Raw genomic sequence first — 21,889 nt, 5'->3', positions numbered from 1 at the left:
CCCAGGTTGAGTGTCATGCGGCTGTTGTCACCAGTTCGGGCGCGGACCAGACCGCGGTCATCAGGGCCTGCATACGGGTGCGGTCGAACCGGCCTGCCGGTCGTAGACCTGCCTCCAGCAGTGGGCGGAGCGCGACCGGGGCAGCGGCGAGGGCATCGTTGATCTGCCCGTCGGCCCACCCCGCGAGTTCGCCGGTCAACCAACTCGGCACCGGGGAGGCGAAGCCGAGCTTGTCGGTGGCTCCCCAAATCTCGGGCGGAACGCCGAGGGCCTTCGCGGCGTCCCGCAGAATGCGCTTGCCACGGGCCGGATGCGCGATCTTGTACTCGACCGGCAGTCGATAGAACAGCTCGACCAGGGAACGCGCCAGGTAGGGCGAGCGACGCTCCATACCGAACGAGGAGGCCAGCTTGTCCGACGTCTCCACCAGCGGACGCCAGCTGGTCGCCAGGTCCGCGAGGGTCAGTCCCCGGGCGAGGTCCCCATCGGCTCGCTCCAGGCAGGCCGCGACCTCGGCGCGGACCCGGCCGTCAGGGTCAGGGCCGCGCAAGATCAGCCGGGTGATCGCCTCGGACGGCTCCAGCGGCCCCCCGTCCGAGTGCAGGAGCTTGCCGGCCAGCGGGCGATATGCGGTGAGGCCGGCGGCAAGCACCTCTTCCGGGCCGAAGAGGGCCAGAGCATGACGGATGTAGCCCATCAGGAACTCGTCCGGGCCGAGACCGCCGATGACGACGCGGACGCCGCGCTCGGCGATAGCTGCGTACGCCATGTACTCGGAGAAGGTGCTCGCGTTGCCCATCGGGTAGTCCAGTGCGGACATGATGGACGGCAAGGTTGCCTTGAAGTCCTCGGGGCCGGGCTCGATGACAAGCAGCTCGGCGCCGATATCACGCGCCACCGCGGCTGCCTGCGCGGACTCGTCCAGACGGTCCTGCCCCGGGTAGCGCACGGTCACGCACAGCTGTGGTCGCATCAGGTAGGCGAGGAGGCTGGAGTCCAGGCCACCGGACAGCAGGAGCGCGAAGTCCCCAGCCGGGGCCCGCAACGGGACCTGCTCGGCCAGCAAGCCCGAGACTTGGGCCAGTGCCCGGCCGTAGTCCTCGGTGAACGGCTCGGCACGGTCCAGCGACCACCAGGTCCGCTGATCCAGGGATCCGCTCGCTACGTCGAAGGCCAGCACCGTGGCTGGCGCCAGGAGCTGGATGCCCTGGTATGGGGTGTCGACGCCGATCGGTGTCTCGATGGCCAGCATCTCCGGGCGCACGACGATCGGCGCGTCGCCGTAGCCGACGAGCGTCGAGACCTCGGAGGCGAAGGCCAGGCGCCCGCCGTCGAGCCGCCAGTACAGGGGCTTCTGGGCAAGCCGGTCACGGGCCAGAAACAGCGTGGTCTCGCGCGGATCGTAGACGGCGAGGGCGAACATGCCGTCCAAGCCATCAAGGCACGCCGGCCCGAGCTTGGCCCAGGCCCGCAGGACGAGGTGCGCGTCCGTGTCATCCGGGTGGAGGTCGATGCCCCAGGTGGATGCGATCTGCCGGAAGTTGTAGATCTCGCCGTTGAAGGTGACCAGCAGGCCGCTGGCCGCATCGAGGTAGGGACCGATCTGGCCACTGGGGTTGACGATCCGAAGGGAGTTCATCGCGACGACCGCGAGCCCGTCGATGGAGGCGGCATGGGCAGTGCCGTCCGGTCCTCGGTGACGCTGAGAGTGCCCCATCGCCGCGACCACTGCTGTGTGCCGAGCTGCATCCGGTCCGGCCAGCCCCGCGATTCCGCACATGTAGTTCACCTTCGAGTAGAGAGATTGTCGAAACGATATATCGCTGAGAAATGGCATTTGTGCCGGTGATCGGCATGATCAAGCCTGCTGGTGGCTGCACTGCGCAACTGCCAGATCGGGCAGAAGTACTCGCTGAACTGGGCAAACGTTTTCGGTAGCTGTCGATGGACTTTGTGTCATAACCCGGCGCGGAACTTTCCCAACCCGATGCTGCCGGCCGATAGTCGAGATAACCGACCCGAAGCGCTGCAGCAGCTGGTGAGCCGACGAAAGACCACGCCGCCGAATTCGGAAATGTCGCACCCTTTTCCAACCTTCCGGCCCTGAAATCGCTCAACCCGACAATGACAAGTCTCGGGCGATCGGAAGGTGCCACACATCGGCCCATGCTCAGGGACCTACCTACAACGACTACCTACAAGCGTTGGCGTGCGCACATGTTGAATCGCCCCGGCTTGTCTGGAGACTTTGATGTGCCCCGGGTTTGCCGGAGTCGGTCTGCTTGACTTCTGGCCACGACATCGTCGAAGGAGACTTGTTCGTGGCGAAGCGCTATCCCGAGGAGTTCCGTCGCAAGGTGCTCGATCTGGTCGCTGCCGGTCGTCCGGTAGCGCAGGTCGCCGCTGATCTCGATATCAGTGATCAGACGATCTACACCTGGCGCAAACAGGAGTTGATCGACACCGGTCAGGTGCCTGGCCTGACGCGGGGCGAGCAGTCCGAGCTGAGCGCGGCCAAGAAGCGGATTCGAGAGCTAGAGAATGAAGTTGCGATCCTGAGAAGGGCTCGTGAGCTGCTGTCGGAGCCGAACGACCCAAAAGGCGGTCCGCGGCGATAGCCACGATGGCGTCGGAAGGTTTGCCGGTACAGGCCGCGTGCCGGCTGTTGGATGTGTCGGAGTCCGGGTTCTATGAGTGGCGCTCGCGCCCGCCGTCGAACCGGGACTTGCGCCACGCCTGGCTGACCGACCAGATCCGCGCCGTGCACACCGCTTCGCGCGGCGTCTACGGCGCGATGCGTGTTCACGCCGAGCTCATCCTCGGCCTCGGACTGACCGTTGGTCACGGCCAAATCGAGATGCTGATGGTCCGTGCCGGGCTCAAGGGCTTGCCCGGCAACCGGCGCCCGAGACCGCGTCACGAGACCCCGACCGCGGGCGATCTGGTTTCGCGTGCCTGCACCCGATCGGAGCCAAATCGTTTGTGGGTCACCGACATTACCGAACATCGCACCCGCGAGGGCAAGGTGTATTGCGCGGTCGTGCTCGACGCCTTCTCCCGGCGGGCGGTGGGTTGGTCGATTGATTCCAGCCAGACCGCGGCGTTGGTGACCAACGCTTTGGGCATGGCGATCGCCAACCGGGCACCCGAGCCGGGCGCCACCCATCATCCACTCCGATCACGGCGTGCAGGGCGGATTCAACTGGTCGTCGCAACACTTCTACGTTCGAGCGATTGTAGGTGATGGTCCATCGCTTCGGCCGGTGTGCGCCATCCGAGCACCTTTCGCGGACGTGTGTTGAGCGTGTGCGCGACCGCCGCGAGATCCTTTCCGGTCCAGCGTGATATTGAGCCGAAACTATGTCATTTCCTCCAGGGTCGTGTAGCGGACGTGTGGGGCGTGGAAGTAGCCGCGCACGATGTCGGGTTGCCGCTGGCGGCGGTGCGGGAACCGGCGGGTTTCGCGGGCGAGGTCGTTGCGGGAGCGGGCGCGGGCGGGGTGGACGTGTCGTTTGATGTCGGCGTTGAGGATCTCGTCGGGGTTGAGCTCGGGACTGTAGCCGGGCATCAGGTGCAGCTCGATGCGGTGGGCGTTGGCGGCCAGCCATGCGGTCACCGCCTTGCTGCGATGCACCGGGTGCCGGTCGGCAATGACATGGACCTTGCGGCCGGCCTGGCGGGCGAGCCGGTCGAGAAAGGTGATGAACACCTTCGCGGTGAAGCGGCCGGTGAACACCGAGAACCACAGTGCGCCACGAAAAGCGATGGCGGACATGATGTTGACGCGCAGGCGTTTGCCGTTCACATGCACCACCGGTGTGCTGCCCTTCGGCGCCCAGCTACGCCCTGGAGGGGCGGTGTCGCTGCGCAGCCCGCACTGATCGGTCCAGGCCACCACCGCGTTCTCGCTGCGGACGCGAGCGACGATGGCGGGGTACTCGGTATCCAGCCAGGCCCGCACCTTATCGGGTTTCTGCTGGTAGGCCCGCCGCGCCGGGCGTTGCGGAGTGAACCCGTGGCGGCGCAGCCATTTGCCCACACCCTGCTCGGTCATGACGACCCCGACGACCATGCGGATCAGCTCGGCGACCAGGGCGCGGGTCCACAACGGGCCGCCGATCAACAACTCCTCGGGGGTGTAGTCGGCCATCGCGGCGAACAACACCGCCCGGTCCTCGGCGCTGATCAGCTCGTCTCGGCCGGTACGAGATTTCACCGGCGCGGCAAGCGCTTCCCGACCCCCAGCCTGGTACCTACGCCACCACGTACCCACCGAACGCCGCGAGACACCGAACACCTCGGCAGCCTCGCCGTAGCTGCGTACCCGTTCCGACTCCAGCGCGGCCACCACCCGCAGCCGCACCACCTCCTGCGCAGCGGGTGACAACCGCCGCAGGTCCTGATCACTCACGCATCCTCAACGAGCAAGGCAATCAAGAAGTTTCAGTTCAAATAGCTTCGGTTTATCCGGGCATGTTCGCGCACTGGAAGCACGGCGCATTGCCTACTGGTTCAACAGCGGGAGCCGTGTAACGGGAGACTGTTAAGCACGGTTCTGAGAGCGGCGGTGGGTGCGATTCCCGCCGCCGACTCACCTCGTAGCTGTCGCCGACTGATCCCATGGATTGAGCAATCCCGTTGTCGACCAACTGATTAGCGAAGCGAACGCCGTGTAGGTCGAACCCCTGTCGAAGTGATGAACCAGCTCACCCTCACGCACGTCCCGAGACCAGACGCTGTATTCGAGCGCGCCGAGCACCAGGTCGGTGTCACAGCGATCCGACGTCTTCCACCCGACAATCCGGTTGGAGAACGCATCACCGACCGCGGCCAGCCAGAGCACGCCTTCCCCGGTCGAGATGCGCGTGGCATCGGCCACCCATAGCTTGTTCGGGCCGTCGGCGGTGAAGTCACGCTCGACCAGATCCGGCGCCGGCGTGGCCCGCGGATCCTGTCGCGTCGAGGGTGTACGCCACTTTCGCCGCAGGAACGCGCCCTGCAGGCCAGCGTGGCGCATCAACCGCTCCACCCGTTTACGGCCGACGGAGATGCCGCGGCGGGCCAGTGTTGAACCAAGATCGCGCGCCGCCAGATTCAGGTTTGGCTTGCTGCATCCGCTTTCAGGCACGGCTCGTGGCTGCGGTGACAGCGTGATTTTGCAGGGGTGTGATGAACGCACGTCATTCAGCCGATGAGGTTGCCGCCGCTCTTGGCACATCCAATGCGAAGTTTCTCGGTAGGGGCACCTTCGGCGACACGTGGCGAGTCGGCAATACCGCGGTCAAGGTGATCTGCGAGGACGGCTACCCTCCGGAACGCGTTCGACGTGAAGTCTCCGGGCTACTGAGGGTACTGGTCCAGCGCGGATTCGGCGAGCGGGGAGCAGCCGGAGGAATCAGGAACTCAACGACTGTTGGTTCATGGGCCCCAAACCCATGATACCTCTGTATTTGTCAAGCGGCATCGGTATGGCGGGTGAGTGTGGTTCGGGCCGCCTGTCTTTCGTCTCGGGTCATGGTTCGCCAACATCGGTCGGCGAGGCGTCGTTTCAAGCAACGCTTGGCTTCTTTTGGTGACTTCCCTGCGCCGATCTTCTTGTCGTAGTAGCTGCGCCCGACGCTGGTCCTCATCCGGATCTGGATCATCGCAATGGTGTGCAGAGCGGAGTTCAACTCCCGGTCGCCATAGCGCGAGAGTCGATGGCGAGATGACTCGGCACTAGCAATTTCGACAGGTGCGGTGCCGGTGTAGTTGGCGTAAGCGGCGGCGTTGGGGAACCGGCTCGCGCGGCGAGTGCGGCCGATAATCCGGGCGGCCATCACTGGACCGACTCCGGGTATCTCGCGAAGTGTGGTGCCGTGCAAATCAAGCAGCTCGTCCATCGCCGCAGCGTTGTCGGCGAGTTGGGTGTCATAGCGTTTGATGTCGGCCAGGAGATCTTTCGCGATGGACTTCCGTACTCGGTCGGTGGCGGTGATCGGGCGCAGGCGCCGCAGCACCGCTGCGGCCTTCGTCGCCGTCAGATCCGTAGGTGCGCCACCGGGCAGCAACTCCCGCAGCAGCGCGTGCAACTGGTTGACTGACCGAGTTCTGTTGCTGGACAAGTTCTTCCGCCGCTCATCAAGAAGTGCGAGAGAGTCCGCATGCGTTTCGGCGACGACCGGGCGGGCATCGCCGTGCAACGCCGCGACACTCGCGGCAGCAGCGGCGTCGATGCGGTCGTTCTTGCGGCGCCCGCCACGCGAAAGCTGTCGAACACGCGCTGTCGCGGCCGGCGCGACATCCACAACATCCTCACCGGAGGCCACCAGCCACATCGCCAAGTGATGACCGAGTCCCTCCGCATTTTCCACCGCCCAAGTTCGTTTGGGCCATTGCCGAGCCCATACGAGCAACCGTCGATAGCCAGTGTTGGTCGCGTCGATTCGGGCCGACCCCTGGTCGGTATTCGTCGCGGGATCGACCGCGGTGGCGGTGTGGCTGGACTTGTGCGGATCGACACCGATCAGCATCATCTAATTCAGGTTCCTCGCCTCGTCGGATGGGGAATCCGCGACCGACAAGTCGACTTCAAGAACCTCTCACAGCACCTTGATGTCACACCTCTGTCGAGTCAAGCCGCGAACGGAGACCGGGCGGGTGGACATATCACGGGCAAGTCAACCGCAAGGGTGACAGACGGTTCACGAGTCAACCCGCCCGATCTCCTGCGGCACGCTACGGGGCAGCTGACCCCGGACCACGAACCGCTCCCATCAGATAAGTCGACGGTTCATCTAGAGGATGAAGCTGGGTGTGGACGCGCCTGCCGGAGGCCGGTTCGGCGTAGCAGGCGCGTGTCGCAACAAATCTCGGAGTGGCTAGACGATGGTGGGTCCGCAGTAGGGTCTGCGCAGTGCGGTGACGAGAAGAACGTTCTGGGTCTGGTTTACCTCTGAGACGGTCATGATGTACGAGTTCGGCTGGCCGGTGGAGGGGTGCCGCCAGTGCAGCGGGTTGCTGGCGTCGCGGCCGTAGGCGACGTTGGTGCTCGGACCCCACAGCCGGTTGGCGTCACGGTTGGGGCGCAAGCGCCGCATGAGGTCTCGGACTTGTTCGGAGGCGCGGTAGCGGCCGAAGATCGCTTTCAGGACGGCCGCGGCGTGTGCGGCTTCTCGCTCCCATTCGATGACGATGGTCTTTGCAGTCGGGCTGTACAGCCAGGCCGGGATGGATTCGGCGGTCTCTTCCAAGCCAGGCAAAGCTGCTCGGCAGGAGTCGTTGCAGGCCAGGACGTTCCACATCGGGTCTATGTAGGCTCCGAGCACTCTCCGTTGCTCGAGCCCTTGAAGGTGCGACATCAGTACGTCGTTCGCAGTGAGGCACTCTCGCAGCTTGGCGGTCGGGAGAAGATCCTCGGCGGGTGCGCGTAGTTCGCGAAGATGGCGTGCCTGCATCAGGTTGAGACGGTAGCCGGCGATCAGTTTTTCCAGCGCCTCGAGGCTGGGTACGTGCTTGCCTCGTTCGATTTCGAACAAGTAGCCGTCGCTGAGCCCGGTGCGGTCCCGAGCCTCGGCCCGGGATAGGCCTAGGTCTTCTCTGATCGAGCGGCAGGTGCTGGATAGCTTCGGGATGCGGACTGCCGGTCCGGGTTTGAAGTGGTCGGACGGACGGTTTGCGGGATTCCGGCGCAAGCGGGCTCCCCCCCTTTTCTCTGGTTGCTTACGGAACAGGTACACGCAGAGATGTGACGATCGGCTTCCCCTGCTCTGATCCGGCGATCGTGCGCAATGCCACCGCGTGGCTAGTGCGTTGCCAGCCGCGCAGAATTTCCCGGTCCATGCGGTCAAGTCGTAGAAATCTGTTGTCGCTAAGTCAATTTCGCCGCTAGTCGTACCTGTGAGGTGGCTGCGCCGTCGGTACCGGGCGCCGCATCGGGGGTTACTCGACCGGGACGGTCGGGGAGTTGTTCTCCGTCCAGTGGCCTCGTCCAATCCGTCCTTCTCGCCAGTAAGGCTCTCGCAGGCGCGACTCCAGCAGCGCCCATCCTGAAAGGGCGCCCGTTTGCTAACATACGAAAATAATACGCAAATTGGCTCGAAGATCAACTGGAGAGCATGCGACTGCAGAACTCAGAACACCTGGCACATAGCGACACTCGGATCAGATGCCCGACATGCTGGGGCTCGTCTGCGCATAATTTTCGTATTAGGATGGCGCAGATGCCTGTGAACGGTCATACCCTCGGGAGGTGGCTCGATGGATGACGCATGTGCGAGGCGGTTGGCCGATGCAGTGCTCGCGCGCATGGCGGAGTTCACACCCCCTCGATCGAGGAGGCAGGTGTACCTGCACGGGGGTCCGACGGAGCCGACGCTGCTCGCTATCGAGCGTGCTGAGGCTCGGAATGTGAAGCCGAAGACCTTACGGAAGCTCAACGTGGGACTGGAGTGGGAGCCTGGATCGGCGGAGGACGTCTACTACAGCAGTGGCAAGCCCAGGCCGGTGGCGGGCAGATCGGGTATCGTCGTCGGTCCGCGCGGGGTGTATGTCGAGGGTGCGGTCGTTACTCAGCTGATTACCGTCGCACATGAGATCGGGGATCTAGCCGAATCCTGTGCCCCGGCCATGCGGGTAGCCACCGAGCGACTCGACGCTGCGATTCAGCCGTTGTATGCCCGGTACGTCACCCAACTGCTCGAAGCGAACCGCCGCCAGGGTGGGGCGTTGGGTCCGTTGGTGGCGGTTCTGGGCCCGTTTCTGGATCGTGTAGTCGACCAGTGTGATGACGAGGAGGAAGCGTTGTATCGGCGGTGGCTGGCTGGCTTACATATCGACCTCGACAAGTCGATGAGGCAGCGGTTCGAGACCCGTTTGGCGGAGGCGGAGGCATGAACCTGTCGTTGGCGGAACGTGTCGATGTGTTGTTCCGTGCATTGCACAGCCCTACCGAAGGCGAACCCGCCGTGGAGTTCGTTGCCGCGGCGCTGCGTGATCGAGGTATCGAGGTATCAGCCGACGATCTGACCGCGCTGCGCGCCGGTACCGCCGGCGCATCGTCAACGGAGTTGCTCACCGCGGTGGCCCGGCACTTCAAGCAGGAACCGTGGTTCTTGATTGAGGCCGGGGATGTGCAACGAGTGGTCGACGCGTACGTCCAGCTGGATCTGCTGCGAGCCTTGCGTGAGGCCGGAGTGCGCCGGGTCCGCCTGCGCGGCAGCCCGGGCACCTCCGACCGAAAAGCACTAGCTGACTCGCTACGCATGTGCCAACGGCACGGGATCGAACCTAGCTGCGCCGAGCTACCTTCAGGCGCAACCGATCCGGCTTGAGGGTGATCGTTTCCTTGACTTTCAGCCGATAGGCGGGGTCGGGTGTGAGGTCATAGTTGCGCAGGATCGTGGCCAGCACGAGCACGATCTCGTGATACGCGAACTGGCGGCCGATGCAGGCACGCATCCCTACCCCGAACGGCCGGTACAACTCGGGGTGGCGTGCCCGCACTCGTTCGGGCAGGAACCGGTCAGGGTCGAAGCGTTGCGGGTCATCGCCCCACAGTTGATGGCGATGCAGCTGTAACAGCACGATGAACACCCACTCACCGCGCTGGAACGGGTACTTGCCGCCCAACATCGTGTCCTGGCGGGCCTTGCGGAAATAACCCGGGGCGGTGGGCCACAACCTCAGAGTCTCATCGACAATGCGTCGCACGTAGCGCAGCTTGGCGACCTGCTCGAACGCCAGCTCGTCACCGGTCCAGATCTCGTCGATCTCCTTGCGTGCGCGGTCGACGATCTCCGGATGAATCGACAAATAGTGCAGGGCGAACGCCATCACCCCCGCCGAGGTCTCGTGGCCTGCGGCAAGGAAAGTGAGAATCTGGTAGCGGATGTTTTCCGGGTCCAGTCGTTGCCCGGTCTCCGGGTCGGCCGCGGTGAGCATCCGGTCCAGTAGGTCGCCGTGCTCGCCGGCGCCGTCTCGCTGCCGTTGCGCGATCACTGAGTCGACCTCTCGGTTGACGTAGTCGATGTCGGCCAGATGCCGAGTTCGCTGTTCCCGGTGCAGCGTCCGCTCCAGCAGCGGATGGCTGTAGGCGGAGCGGTTGACGTAGGTGAGGATTCGCAGCATTGCGGCCACGATCGGATGCGGATCGGTGCGATCGAACGAACCGAACGAATACCCGAAGCCGCAGCGCCCGATGACCTCGAGCGCAACCTTGTTCATGTCGTGGGGGATGTCGACCCACCTATCGCTGCGGCCTGCCCAGTGCTCGATCAGCTCGTTTGCGCGGGCCTGCATGGTGGCGTGGTAGCTGCGCATCGCTGTCGCGGTGAACGAGGGCGCCAAGATCGCGTGTGCCTTGGCCCAGTTCGGTTCACTGTTGAACGCGGTGAACAGCCCGTCGCGAGCCACCGTCCGCAGCGTGCCGATCGGGACGCCGAGGAATTTCGCCCAGTGTGTGTCATCGTTGATTTCGCGCAGTAGCTTCGGGTCGCACACATAGGTCACCCGTGTGCCGAAGATGTTCCGCTCGTAGAGGTCGCCGTAACGTTGCGCGCCACGCATGCCCCACTGGCTCGAATCCGTCACGTGCAGATCCCAGACATCGCCGAGGAACGGGATCCGGTACGGCGGATGCGGAAGCACCCGATCACTGGATCTAATCCGCTGCGGGGCCGGTGTTGTCGTCACTTCGCTCGGTCTCCATCCAGTAGCGGGGTGGCATGCACATGGTTTCGCGCCTCATGCCAGTGGTTGGCGATTCTGCGCAGGGCACGGGTTTCATCGACGATGTCACTGCCCGGCGCCGACGCCTGTAGCCGACGGTACTGCCCGGCCGCGGCACCGGATTGCTTGCGGTGCAACGCACGTGCGATCTGAATCGCCTCACCGGCTGGCCCTGCGACGTCCTCGGTGACCGGTTCGGTGTAACGTCCCAGCACCAGAAGTGAATCCCTGATCTCGACGGTCATCCGGTGTACGCGGCGCCGGGGGCTCACCGCGGCGGCTTGCCCCGTGGGGCGCGGGATTTCCGGACACGCCCCCACCAGCTCCTTCCACATCGGGGTCAGCTGCCGGATGGCGCGCGAGGCGGGATCGATCCGCAGCTGCCGCATGAACTCGGTCGCTACCCCAGCCGCGGCGACCAGGGCACCGCCGCCGAGCATGTAGGTGTAGTTGTTTTCGTTTGCCCCGACACGGAATTCGACGAAGGCACTGCCAGTGCCGGTTGCCGCGCACAGCGATGAGACAACGATCAACAGTGCTTCTTCCAGCGCCCAGATGCCGACGATCACGATCAACAGGTAGGTCAGCCGGTGCAGGGGCCGCAGGTGTCCGGCCCGAAGCTCCTTGACGCTCGTCGTCACCATCAGGACACCGGGCACGCCGCACCAGGCGGAGAAAATCGCGAAGTACACCGGGGTCTGCCAGCCCTCGGTCCGGTCGATGTAATCGCCCAGTTCCCGCGAGTGAGTTCCCACAATCAGCATCAGTGCAGCTGACACACAGACGGTGCCCCACACCAGCCGGCTCATGCGGGCAGCATGTGCTGGCGTGCGCTCCGACCACGAGGCCACCAGCAGCAGCAGCGGCGCGAACATGACCACCATGACCGCCGCCGACAACTGCCGGGTAAACGCGACACTGAAAGCACCTACCTGCGCGAGCCAATCCTGCACCACACGCTCACGCAGTAACCCCGACGCCGTGCCGAACAGCAGGCCATAAGTGATCAGACGTTCACTCGGGCGGGCACCAACCGAAAACCACAGCAGCCGAAACACCAACGCCGCCACGCTGAACCCGAGAACCGCCCAGGCAACCGGCGCCGGTGCCGACGAGGTCAATGCTCTCCCCACAGCGACGTCATCGGCCGGCTCGCCCGCCACCGCGACGTGCTCGACAGCATCAGATCGGCGAACACCTCCGCCTCCTCTTCCTGGCCGTCGGCGAACTCGCTTCGCCCCAGCACCCGCCGGATCGTCGCTGGGTCGATGTTCGGCAACAGCAGCCGCAACCCAGCCAGGTCTCCCGTGCCCGCGTTGTGGTTGAGCACCATGTGACCAACCTCGTGCCACAGGATCTGATCAACATGGAAGCTGGTGGTGCCAGCGGAGTACGCGACCACATCCGCTGACTCGGTGTCGAGCCACAATCCGCAGGGTGCACCGCGCCCGAGATTCCACACATCAGGGAGCACACTGGATTCCACTGGCATCAGCTGGATCGGACGACCGCGCCAGACCCCCAGCGCAGCCAGGAACCTGTCCCGGTCCCAGGGCGACGGAACCAGGTGGGCAATTTTGGCCCGGGCGTCGAATACTCGCCGTGTCGAGTCATCCACCCTGCATCACCCCGCGGCCAAGCCGCGAAGCTTCAGCACCGTCGCGACGTAACGCGCTCGAGGAGGTCGAGGGTACCGAGACGTGCCGCGGTTGATCAACTTGCCGAGTGACATGATTCCTCCTGTGTCCGTGCGTGTTTCGTCGGAAGGCGCCGCAGCGCAATTGGGCGACTAAAGGTTTGGACGTCATGGCGGATGATTCGGTTCCCTTGAAGTCGATGAGGATCGAACGTGCGGTCTCACATGGACTGATGCCTGGGACGACGGACCCAACTCTGCGTGCAACCACCGCAAAGAACTTCAGACGAAGTCCACGGCACCCGATACCTCGAACCCCACCATCGTCTGGAGCTTGCCCCCGAGCTTCCTCCTTCGCCCGGCCCAGCGTGCCAGAGGAGAGCCCAGCCCTGGGATTGTTTCGCTGCCACCAGAACGGGTCGACGGCGGCAAGGGTGATCTCGTCAGCGATCGCACAGGTAGCTGGGCGCCAGGCAGCAACCTGTGGCAGACAGCACGTGGAAGCGGCTGCACGGCAGCAGATTCAGACAGAATCTTCTCTCAAGATTTCTTCCTTAGTCCGTCAGAAAACTCCCTGATCAGCCAGGAAATAGCAATCTCACGATTCTGTATGTACATAAAAGTAGATGAGTCAGAACCCTAGCTTTCCAGCATGTTTCGCGGTTTGGATGAATGAGCAAAGTTCGAACCGATTGAAAGGAAACAGCGTTGGACCCGTTCGTGATTATTGGTTTGGTGAACACCGGCCTGTCGATGCTGTCTCACGGCTTGTCCGTGGCGACGCGGGCATTGGCGCTCATCCTGCCCTTTATCTGACACAGTCGCCCTGAGATGCGCTCTCCCAGAGGCAGACGCCCTTCTGGGAGAGCTGCGGCCCGGCTTCGTAGCCGCCATTCTCATCACTAATTCCCATGTCTTCCTTTCGGACGAAGGATTTATTTGGCATGTCCAAATTCAGGAAATTGCACATTGGGTCGGCTGGTGCCATCGGCTCCGAAAACCCGCGCCGCGGTGCGGCGAACTGGCGAATCAGCTCGAGCCTCAGCATCGGATGTGGCAGTCGCGTACTCCTGGCCGGGGCGGTGCCGATGGCGATGGCGATCGCCGCAGCCGGTACGGCCAGTGCCGCTGACACTCCCGCTGTGATCGCTGACCAACCAGGGGTCACCAGCCCCGCCCAACCGGGCACGACCACGCCACCACCGCCTCCGGAACCGGAGCCTTCGCCTGCCTCGGAAGCGGATCGGCCTCCGGTGTATTACGAGCAGCCGCCCGAGGTCCGCAACGAGGCGTCGTCGCGTCCGGCGCCCCCGCCGGAGGAGCCGGTGGAGCCGATCCGGATCGAGGAACTGCATCTGCCCGAACCGGTGCCGGCGGTCGCGCCGATCGAGGCGCCGGAGAACATGATCCGCGTCGGGCAGTGGCAAGCCCCCCGTCCGGAGTGGCTGCCCCCGGAATGTGCGGATGCGATCAACGACGTCGCGGCGGGTGCCGAAGCTCAGGTCGCGACCGCGCTGGATTCGGTCGGTATCCCCGCCGGGCGGTCGGATCGGGTCAGTGGCGCGACCTTGGCCGGTGCCGGGATCGGTGGCGCTGCGGGCGGCGCGGGCGTCGGTGCCCCGGTGGCGGCTGCGGGAGCGGTGGTTGGTGGCCTGATCGGCGGAACGATCGGCGGTGTCGCGGGCGCCGTGCTGGGCACTGTCGTGCCGGTGCCGGTTATCGGAACCGTGACCTCCGGCGTGGCAGGAACGGCTCTGGGTGCCGCGGTCGGTGCGGCTGTGGGTGCCGCGGTAGTGGGCATTCCTGCCGCTGTCATCGGCGCGGTCGCTGGTGGCACCGTTGGCGCCGGGTTCGGTGCCGGAGTGGGGGTCGGTCAGCCGTGACTACCTTCACGAACAGTTGCACGCGCACCGCCGCAGTAGCAGCGATGACCACGGCCATCGGCGTGGTGAGTGTCGCGACCGGAACCGGCAGCGCGGAGGCGGTGCCGATCGGGCCCGGTTGCCCCGCGCTCTACGTGCTGGGTGTCCAGGGCACCGGCCAGTCCTCACCGATTGCGGATCCGCTGGCCGACACCGGTGTCGTTGGTGCGCTGATCGCTCCGGTTCTGTCCGCGGCCCCGGGTCTGGTGCAGCGTAGTTACATCCCGTATGGCGCGGGCTTCGGTGGTGCGGTCCCCGGTGGCGGGCCTGACCCGTATGTGGTGTCAGTAACCGACGCCCGACGTCAGCTCGACGCCGCGGTCACTCAGATTGCCGACACCTGCCCCGGCACGATGATCGCTGGCATCGGCTATTCCCAAGGTGCGCAATCGATGTCGTCCTTCGCCCGCGACATCGGTGCGGGCACCGGCCCGGTCGGGCCGGAACGGATCGCCGGGATCGCCCTATACGCCCACCCGGACCGCGCCCTCGGCGCACCGATCTTCCCCGGGCGGCCGGGACAGACGGCGCCGGATCCCGCACCGGGCACCAGCGGGGCCGCAGTGTCGGCGGTGCAGATCGGCAACCTTCCTGCTGGTGGCGGCGGCATCGCTGATGGCGAGACCAGCTACGGGGCGTTGACCGGCAGAGTCGCCGACGTCTGCGCAGATGGGGACCTGGCTTGCTCGGCACCGGCTCGGGCCGCGCTGCTGCGGGTGGGCGCGGAGATCGCCGCTCAAGCCGACCTACGTGACCCCCTGGCCGCGATCGGCTCGCTCAATGCCTTGTTCTCCGCCGCCATGGGCGATGCCTGGACCACGGTGGTGCTCAACGACTTCCAGGTCGGCGGCGGCAACCTCGATTACACCCCGCAGCTGGGTTTGGCGGGCCGGCTGATCGACGCCGCCGACCCCCGCATCCCCGCCCCGCGCCCCGAGGAGGTCGGTGCGGCGGCGACGCGGTGGAACGAGATCACCGCCACCGTCGCCGCGAACCCGATCGGGCTGCTGCCCAAACTCGCCGTGCAACTAGGTGCGGCGTGGGGGCAGTTGGTCGCCGACAACGCCGACCTGCTAGATCCCGCGGTCTGGGTGCACTACGCCGACACCATTACCCGCCACAACGGCTATGCGATCAACGGCCAGCTCAACTCCGGCGTCGCCTGGATGGTGGCCCTCGCCCACGACATCGCCGGGAGCCGATGATGACCGATCCCGCCGCCCTAGATGGCTTCTACAGCAGCCCTGCGCTCGACTTCGCTCCGCGTTTGGGGGAGATCCTGCGCCGCCGCACCGTCTCCACCCCGCACCTACACAGCGCGAGCCAGGCTTGGCAGCTCGTCTACGCCACTCGCACCGCGTTCAGCGCCCCCATCCCCGCCTCCGGAATCGTGATCACTCCCCATACGGCGGAGTTCGCCCGGCGCAGTCCTGTCCTGGTGTACTGCACGGCATTTCATGGTCTCGGCGGTCGTTGTGCACCGTCGCAGCTGCTGGCGGGGGAGGGGACCGAACCGGAAACCGGGTTCATCGCCACCGCTCTGGAACGCGGATGGACGGTCGCCGTGCCCGACGAGCACGGCCTGGGCGTGACCGGGCTGGGGCCGCACCAGTTCCTGGCTGGCCGCGCCGCCGCGCACGCCGTGCTCGACCTTGCTCGCGCTGTGCGCGCGTTGCCGGAACTGGACTCGGCGCAGGCGCCGTGCGCGGTGTGGGGTTACGCCGATGGCGGGCGGGCCGCGGTCTGGGCCGCCGAACAGCAGCCCCGGTATGCACCGGAGCTGGATCTGCGCGGGGTCGCTGCCGGTGCTGTCGTGGCTGATCCTGGTGCGCTGATTGCTGAGATCGATGGCGGGCGGTGGGCGGGGCTGGGGTTGGCGGGGCTGGTCGGGCTGGGCCGCGCATATGCACATCTGCCGGTCGGCCACATCCTCACCGACGGCGGCCGCCGCACAGTCGAGCAGGCCCGAGAACTCGACGCGGCGGCGCTGCTGTCGACCTACCGCAACCAGCCGCTGGGGCGCTGGTGCGAGCGACCCGACCCGTGGAACGACCCCCTCTGGCGGTACGTGCTGGCCAACGAGACCAGCGGCCGCGTAGCCCCGCAAGTGCCCGTGCACCTCTACCACGGCACCGAAGACGCCCTCGTACCGGTGGCGATGGGACGCAGACTGTTCGCCGAATACCGCTCTCTCGGAGTCGATGTGAGCTGGCGCGAGTACGCAACCAGCCATACCGGCACCGCCGCCGACGGCGCGGCCGAAGCCATCGCCCGGCTGGCTAGCTCCCTGCAGCACCGACCCAGCATCACCACCCGCCCAGCACCACCGAGTCCGCAGACCACCTGAATCGCCTGCCCGCACCACGACCCCCGACCGGGGTGCGGGCAGGCCCCCAAACCAGATCGAGGTGAAATCTCATGCACTCCAGCACCATCCGGACTTGGACATTACGACGCGGCGCCGCGACCGTGCTGGCGTTGGTGACCGTGTCGGTGGCAGGTGTCAGCACTGTGCACCCCGACACCAGCGTCCCGCTCGGCACGAAATGCCCGAGCCTGTATGCGCTGGGGGTGCAAGGCAGCGAGGAGGCCGCCCCTGACGCTGCGATCACCAGCGATTCCGGTGCACTCGGGCAGATGTTCGGACCGCTCGCCGCCGCCGCGGGGGATCTCGTGCAACGCGCCTACGTCCCCTACGGCCGCGCGCCCGACAGGACGGCGCTGCCGTATGACGTCGCGATCACCGCTGCCGCCGACCGTTTGGAACAGATGGCCGCCGAGGTCGTGGCGCGGTGCCCGACCACGAAGATCGCCGCCGCCGGATACGCCCACGGCGCACCCGCGGTCTCGCAGTTCGCTAGCCGGGTCGGGGCCGGGAACGCACGGGTCGCCGCCGACCAAGTTGCCGCAATCGCCTTGCTGGCCAACCCGAATCGTGAGCCCAACGCCCCGGTGCTGCCCGGCCGCCCGGACAGCGCGACCCCGTCGGCCGCACCCGGGACCACGGGGCAGAAGGTTGCCACGATCTCGCTGCTCAACCCGCCGTTGTCCGGGGCCGGTATCGCAGCCTCCTCACCGTCGAGCGGATACGGGGTGCTGACCGGCAGGGTCGCGGACCTGTGCGTCGCGGGAGATGCCACCTGCGATGCCCCGGAAGGGGGCCCTCTGGCCACCACCGCCGCCAATATCGCTGCCCGCTCCGACCTTCGCGACCCGATCGCGGCGGTGTCCACGATCGCCCAAGCCCTATCGGCGACCGTCTACACCACCGCGGTGAACGTGGTCAACGAGGACTTGAGCGGCACCAGCCTCGATCAGCTGTCCTATCAACCTGCCAAACCCCTCGGTCAACGCTTGGCCGAAGCCTCCAACCCGAACACCACCCCACCCGGCCCGAACGATGCTCTCGCCGCCCTGTTCAAGCTCGGCACCATCGGCCTGAACGCCGTCGTGTCGGTCGCACAGAAGGTGTTCACCCCGACCACCATCGCCGAACTAGCGACCGTGGGGCTCGCGAATCCGTGGGCGGCAGTCGCATCGCTCGGTGCCAAGCTCGCCACCGCCATCATCGAGCTGGTGCCGCCGCAGACGGCCAGCCGCTGGATCAACCAAGCCTTCGACGCGATCACCAGCACCTTCACCGACCGCAGCGCGCTCTACACCCTGGCCAGCTCCGCCCAATACAGCGACACCACCGGCCGCCACGGCTCCTACCAAACCATCCCCGCTACACCGACCGGACGCTCAGCCCTGACCGCCACCGCCGACTGGTTCACCGCGCTCGCCCGCGACCTCGCCGCCACCGGGACACCGTCGGCCCCACCACAGTCCGCCGCCCACTCGACGACCACAGCACCCACCACCACGCCGCGCAGCGGCCCTGCCGCGCCGGCGGCCCCGACGTCGAGCGGCGGCCTTCAGACCCCTTCGGGCGGAGTCCGATTCCGCAGACGTACCCACGCCTGTCTGCTGATTCTCCCCTGGCACTCCCGCCCGAAGGGCCCTGCACTGTCCGCCATCACATGAGGAGGTGAGAAACCGATATGCCGAACACCCGAATCGAACCTGACACCAGCGGTGAGCACGGCTCGGGCTGGTTAAATCCAGCCGAAACGGTTGTCCGGCAACATGTCCTGCCCGTGACCGACGATGCGGATCTCGACGGCGGTATCGGATGGCAGTGGATCAACCTGCAACCGCCCCCGCCACCGCAGCCCACCACAAGATCGGGGCACACCCGAGTGCCTCGGCGCGTATGGGTCGGGCTTGCTGCCGGCCTTGGGGTGGCCGCCGTGGTCATCGGAGCGGGAATCAGCTCGGTTACCGACCGCCCGGATACGGCCACGCCGATCCCGACCCTGACCGCGAGCCCACAGACAATCACGCCATCGTCGGGCGGCGCGTGCGCCGGGCTGTCGGGGCAGACTGTCACCGACACCGCAGGCGACACCCACAGCCTGGTCGGGGTAATCGCGGCGTTCGAGCACGCCTACTACGTGCAGCGCAGCGGCGAGGCCGCGCTGCGGCTGGTCGCCCCTGAAGCAGGTCTCAATCTCGAGGCGTTGTCGGCGGGCATCGCCTCCAGCGCGACCGGAACCACGCATTGTGTCGCGATCACCCCGATCGCCGAGGGCGCCGCGGAGGTGCACCTGGTCGAGCGGCACCCCGGTGGGCAGCGCATCGACTACCTCCAATTGATCAACATCCGCCACGACCTCGGCAATGTCGTCATCACCAACATTCAGAAGCGGGGCTGAGCGATGGCCGCACCGATCCACCTCCACCTGCACCAAGACCACCGCGACCTTGGGCACCGTCTCGACCCGGGCACTGTCACCGCGCCCGCACCGGAACGGTTGGCGCCGATGCGGGAGACACCGCTGCCGACCACGGGTGCCCATCCCCCGCTGTTCGCCGTGCTCGGCGCGCACGGCGGTGCCGGGACCTCGACACTGGCGCGGTGGTGGGCCCCGGCCGCTGACACCGGCCTGGCCTGGCCGGCCTCACCCCGCAGTACCCAACGCGTCATCGTCGCCGCCCGGCTCTGTATGCCCGGTCTGACCGCCGCGGCCGATCGGCTGCGCGAATGGTACGCCGGACTGGCACCGGACGGCGTGCGGGTGATCGGGTTGGTGCTGACGGCGGCGCGCCCGGGGAAGGTTCCTGCGGCCGTGCGGCGGTATCGCGCTGTCGTCGCCGAGTTGGTCGACCACGTCTACGACATCGGCTGGCACGACGAACTCGTCGTCTGTGAACTCACCGACCTCGCCCAATATGTGCCGTTCGACCCGCCGCCGCGGCGCAGATCCCGGCTAGGTGAGTCAGTCCCCGTCGACGTGCACCGCGCGGGAACCCAGATCATCACCCACCTCGCAGCCTCCCGTAGCGGGGCTGCGGCACAACATGATTCGGAGCAAACGCCATGATCACCGCTTACGCGGTCGGCGAGGCGGTCACCGTGCTCGCCCAACAAATTCAGATCACCCCGATCTCACCGCCGGGCGCGGAGAAGCTGGTCAATCTCGTCAACTACTTGTCCTGGATCGTCATGCTCGCCGGGATCGCCTCGCTGGTCTACGCCGGCGGGAAATTCGGCTGGGAGAGATTCCATGGCGGCGCGGTCGAATCACCGAAGATCATCCTCGGCGCCCTGGTCGGCGGCATCATCGCCACCAGCGCTGGAGCGATCATGAACGCCGTCGTCACCGGAGGCGCATAACCCATGCGCCACTTCCGAATTCATCCGCAACCCTGCACAACCACACACGGCGCGCCTGACGCACCTGGTACCTGGAGCGCCGCCAGCGGATTTCCGTCCGCACAGATCGCTGCGCGCCAACACCGCACGATCAGCCAACCCCGCCTGAGCCCGTTCACCGTCCCCGCCCCAGACGGGATGCGGCTCTCGGCCGCACGCCTCGGCCCGGCCTTGCCTCCGGCCAGCGTGGTCTACGTCCACGGCATGCTGACCGACTCCACGTACTGGACGCCACTGACTGGGCGCCTGCACCAACACCTCGACGGTGGAATCGCCCAGATCGTTTACGACCAGCGCGGGCACGGCACACTGGAGAATTCCGAAGCCGGAGTCCGAACCACGTTGCCGATGCTTGTCGATGACCTGGACGCAGTCATGGCGCGCACCTACGGCGCGGTCGTCTTGGTAGCGCACTCGGTGGCATCGCTACTGGTGGGGGCATGGGTCAAGCAGTACCCACGCCGTGCCCGCGCCTTGACCGGCATCGTGCTGTTCAACGCCTGCCCCGAATTCCCCTGGCTCCCAGCGTCCGATGTGCCTGCCGCTGGACGACGCTCCCGGGACCCGGGGCGGCAGCTCGTCGAGGAACTGACCACTTACCTGTACGAGCCGCCGGCCCGCTATGGCTTCCCACGCCGGAGCCTGTTCAACACCGTCCGCCACCGGACGCGCAGCGACAACCTCGACGCCACGCTGACCGCCCTCGCCGCGTACGGCAGCGCAGCCCTGACCGGCGAAACGGCCAGCATCATGCGCAGCATCCCGACCTGGGTGATGACCGGCCAGCTCGACCCCGTCGTCGCACCGAGCAGATCCCAGCACCTGGCCGAACGCATCTGGGGCGACTACGACAGCGTCCCCGGCGCTGGACACTCCCTGCCCTATATCGAGGCCGCCAAGGCATCTGAGCCGATCCTGGCCGCACTTGAGGTCGCCTACCGCACCCAACAACAGAACGGTGGCCAGCTGTGATCACCAAACCGCTTCCCGCGCAGGTGCTCTCACCACTCACACAACTCCTGGGCTACCTGGTCTGGTTCGTGCTGCTTCTGTGCATCGCCCGCGCGGTGTGGGTCGGCGGACTTCTAGCGATCCGCATGTACCGCGAAGAAAGCGTCGAAGGACTCCTCGGCGCACTCGCAGGCGCAGCCCTGCTCGGCTCGGCCAGCACGATCGCCATCGCCGTCCTGCCTCCCACCTGACCCTCCCGAGGAGACCCAGCCGTGAATCCCTCTCGCAAACACCGAATCGGCGTAATGGCCGTACTCGCATTCACCGGACCGGTTGCTGCGGCCGGCCTGCCCGCCTGCAGCGACGAGGACACCAGCGAATCCGCACAGCCGAGCGCAACCGCGACCGTCACCGTACCCACAGGATTGCGTTGGCAGACCTTCCAAGGCGTCGACCTCCCGGTCGCCGACCAAGGCCCACGCCACACCGATGGACCGGTAGCCAGCGGATTCGCACGGTCACCGGCAGGTGCGGCGCTGACCGCGATCCACGCGACCGTGCGGATATCGATCGCGACCGACAACCAATGGCCTGCGGTCGGGCAGCGCATGCTCGCCCCGGGGCCGGGCCGCGACAGCTGGGCCACCGCCCGAGCGCAGATTTCGATCACCACCCCGATCACCAGTGGCGCACCCAAAGTCCTCGGCTACGTGATACCCCGCTACACCCCCGACGCCACCGACGTCGACATCTACACCATCCACCCCGACAACTCCGTCACCCGCAACAGCACCCACGTCACCTGGCAAGGCGACGACTGGCGCCTGCGGCTACCCGACAACACAACCACCGCCACCGTCGCCGCCGTTGCCGTGCCACCGGTCGACATGGTCGCGCTCACGCCGCGCTGAGGAG

22 protein-coding genes and 1 pseudogene are annotated in these 21,889 nt (G+C 66.2%); 14 read left to right on the top strand and 9 right to left on the bottom strand.

Features of this window, described 5'->3' with window-relative positions; all coding sequences use genetic code 11:
• Positions 1-13: 13 nt before the first annotated feature.
• Positions 14-1,780, bottom strand: coding sequence for an asparagine synthetase B family protein (locus OHB12_RS12240; protein ID WP_327119057.1), 1,767 nt, complete (start codon positions 1,778-1,780; stop codon positions 14-16).
• A gap of 541 nt (positions 1,781-2,321) precedes the next feature.
• Here OHB12_RS12240 and OHB12_RS12235 point away from each other — a divergent pair.
• The gene (locus tag OHB12_RS12235) at positions 2,322-2,618 is read left to right on the top strand and encodes a transposase (protein ID WP_327119055.1); all 297 of its coding nucleotides are present in this window, start codon (positions 2,322-2,324) and stop codon (positions 2,616-2,618) included.
• 5 nt (positions 2,619-2,623) lie between these two features.
• Positions 2,624-3,244 carry an IS3 family transposase gene (locus tag OHB12_RS12230; RefSeq protein ID WP_327119053.1) on the top strand — a complete coding sequence of 207 codons (621 nt, stop codon included), beginning with the start codon at positions 2,624-2,626 and terminating at the stop codon, positions 3,242-3,244.
• Here the strand turns inward: OHB12_RS12230 and OHB12_RS12225 are convergent.
• The 5 genes and pseudogenes from OHB12_RS12225 to OHB12_RS12205 all read right to left on the bottom strand — a co-directional run.
• Positions 3,199-3,348 (bottom strand): annotated as a pseudogene (locus OHB12_RS12225) (IS30 family transposase); the annotation flags it as partial. The gene OHB12_RS12230 and the pseudogene OHB12_RS12225 overlap by 46 nt on opposite strands.
• 10 nt (positions 3,349-3,358) lie before the next feature.
• A complete protein-coding gene (locus tag OHB12_RS12220; protein ID WP_327119051.1) occupies positions 3,359-4,411 on the bottom strand; it encodes an IS630 family transposase in 1,053 nt (350 codons plus the stop codon).
• Positions 4,412-4,591: 180 nt separating this feature from the next.
• Complete coding sequence (locus OHB12_RS12215; protein ID WP_327119049.1) at positions 4,592-5,218, bottom strand: DDE-type integrase/transposase/recombinase; 627 nt, start codon at positions 5,216-5,218, stop codon at positions 4,592-4,594.
• 235 nt (positions 5,219-5,453) lie between these two features.
• The gene (locus OHB12_RS12210) at positions 5,454-6,515 is read right to left on the bottom strand and encodes an IS110 family transposase (RefSeq protein WP_327119047.1); all 1,062 of its coding nucleotides are present in this window, start codon (positions 6,513-6,515) and stop codon (positions 5,454-5,456) included.
• A 345-nt stretch (positions 6,516-6,860) separates the two neighbouring features.
• Positions 6,861-7,718, bottom strand: coding sequence for a helix-turn-helix domain-containing protein (locus OHB12_RS12205; RefSeq protein WP_327119045.1), 858 nt, complete (start codon positions 7,716-7,718; stop codon positions 6,861-6,863).
• A gap of 670 nt (positions 7,719-8,388) precedes the next feature.
• Between OHB12_RS12205 and OHB12_RS12200 the strand changes: the two genes are divergently transcribed.
• Positions 8,389-8,874 (top strand): hypothetical protein, encoded by a 486-nt coding sequence (locus OHB12_RS12200; protein WP_327119043.1) that lies wholly within the window; start codon positions 8,389-8,391, stop codon positions 8,872-8,874.
• Positions 8,871-9,311 (top strand): hypothetical protein, encoded by a 441-nt coding sequence (locus tag OHB12_RS12195; RefSeq protein WP_327119041.1) that lies wholly within the window; start codon positions 8,871-8,873, stop codon positions 9,309-9,311. Before OHB12_RS12200 ends, OHB12_RS12195 begins: the two co-directional genes overlap by 4 nt.
• Here OHB12_RS12195 and OHB12_RS12190 read toward each other — a convergent pair.
• Genes OHB12_RS12190 through OHB12_RS12180 form a run of 3 tightly spaced genes read right to left on the bottom strand, consistent with a single transcriptional unit; the run spans position 9,268 to position 12,199 of the window.
• The gene (locus tag OHB12_RS12190) at positions 9,268-10,671 is read right to left on the bottom strand and encodes a cytochrome P450 (RefSeq protein WP_327119039.1); all 1,404 of its coding nucleotides are present in this window, start codon (positions 10,669-10,671) and stop codon (positions 9,268-9,270) included. The two genes, OHB12_RS12195 and OHB12_RS12190, sit on opposite strands and share 44 nt — an antisense overlap.
• The gene (locus OHB12_RS12185; RefSeq protein WP_327119037.1) at positions 10,668-11,840 is read right to left on the bottom strand and encodes an MAB_1171c family putative transporter; all 1,173 of its coding nucleotides are present in this window, start codon (positions 11,838-11,840) and stop codon (positions 10,668-10,670) included. Before OHB12_RS12185 ends, OHB12_RS12190 begins: the two co-directional genes overlap by 4 nt.
• Positions 11,825-12,199 carry a hypothetical protein gene (locus tag OHB12_RS12180; RefSeq protein WP_327119035.1) on the bottom strand — a complete coding sequence of 125 codons (375 nt, stop codon included), beginning with the start codon at positions 12,197-12,199 and terminating at the stop codon, positions 11,825-11,827. Before OHB12_RS12180 ends, OHB12_RS12185 begins: the two co-directional genes overlap by 16 nt.
• A gap of 1,088 nt (positions 12,200-13,287) precedes the next feature.
• On the opposite strand from OHB12_RS12180, the gene OHB12_RS12175 reads away from it, so the two are divergent.
• The 10 genes from OHB12_RS12175 to OHB12_RS12130 all read left to right on the top strand — a co-directional run bounded on the left by OHB12_RS12175 (position 13,288) and on the right by OHB12_RS12130 (position 21,885).
• Positions 13,288-14,226: a hypothetical protein gene (locus tag OHB12_RS12175; protein ID WP_327119033.1), complete on the top strand. Its 939-nt coding sequence runs from the start codon at positions 13,288-13,290 to the stop codon at positions 14,224-14,226.
• A 44-nt stretch (positions 14,227-14,270) separates the two neighbouring features.
• Complete coding sequence (locus OHB12_RS12170) at positions 14,271-15,470, top strand: cutinase family protein (protein WP_327119031.1); 1,200 nt, start codon at positions 14,271-14,273, stop codon at positions 15,468-15,470.
• Entirely contained in the window at positions 15,467-16,612 is a 1,146-nt protein-coding gene (locus OHB12_RS12165; RefSeq protein WP_327119029.1) for a lipase family protein, read from the top strand. Before OHB12_RS12170 ends, OHB12_RS12165 begins: the two co-directional genes overlap by 4 nt.
• Before the next feature lie 71 nt (positions 16,613-16,683).
• Positions 16,684-18,291, top strand: a complete 1,608-nt coding sequence (locus OHB12_RS12160; RefSeq protein ID WP_327119027.1) for a cutinase family protein — start codon at positions 16,684-16,686, stop codon at positions 18,289-18,291.
• 113 nt (positions 18,292-18,404) lie between these two features.
• Complete coding sequence (locus OHB12_RS12155; protein WP_327119025.1) at positions 18,405-19,022, top strand: hypothetical protein; 618 nt, start codon at positions 18,405-18,407, stop codon at positions 19,020-19,022.
• A gap of 3 nt (positions 19,023-19,025) precedes the next feature.
• The gene (locus OHB12_RS12150) at positions 19,026-19,691 is read left to right on the top strand and encodes a hypothetical protein (protein ID WP_327119023.1); all 666 of its coding nucleotides are present in this window, start codon (positions 19,026-19,028) and stop codon (positions 19,689-19,691) included.
• On the top strand, positions 19,688-19,984 hold the full coding sequence (locus OHB12_RS12145; protein ID WP_327119021.1) for a hypothetical protein: 297 nt from the start codon (positions 19,688-19,690) through the stop codon (positions 19,982-19,984). Before OHB12_RS12150 ends, OHB12_RS12145 begins: the two co-directional genes overlap by 4 nt.
• A 3-nt stretch (positions 19,985-19,987) precedes the next feature.
• A complete protein-coding gene (locus OHB12_RS12140; protein WP_327119019.1) occupies positions 19,988-20,995 on the top strand; it encodes an alpha/beta fold hydrolase in 1,008 nt (335 codons plus the stop codon).
• Positions 20,992-21,225, top strand: a complete 234-nt coding sequence (locus tag OHB12_RS12135; protein ID WP_327119017.1) for a hypothetical protein — start codon at positions 20,992-20,994, stop codon at positions 21,223-21,225. The genes OHB12_RS12140 and OHB12_RS12135 overlap by 4 nt, the downstream gene beginning before the upstream one ends.
• 21 nt (positions 21,226-21,246) lie before the next feature.
• Positions 21,247-21,885, top strand: a complete 639-nt coding sequence (locus tag OHB12_RS12130; RefSeq protein WP_327119015.1) for a hypothetical protein — start codon at positions 21,247-21,249, stop codon at positions 21,883-21,885.
• The last annotated feature ends 4 nt before the right edge of the window (positions 21,886-21,889 follow it).

This window comes from Nocardia sp. NBC_01730, from assembly GCF_035920445.1.
Lineage (GTDB): Bacteria > Actinomycetota > Actinomycetes > Mycobacteriales > Mycobacteriaceae > Nocardia.
The sequence above is the reverse complement of the archived record's forward strand: the minus strand, read 5'-3'. Positions and strand labels throughout refer to the sequence as shown.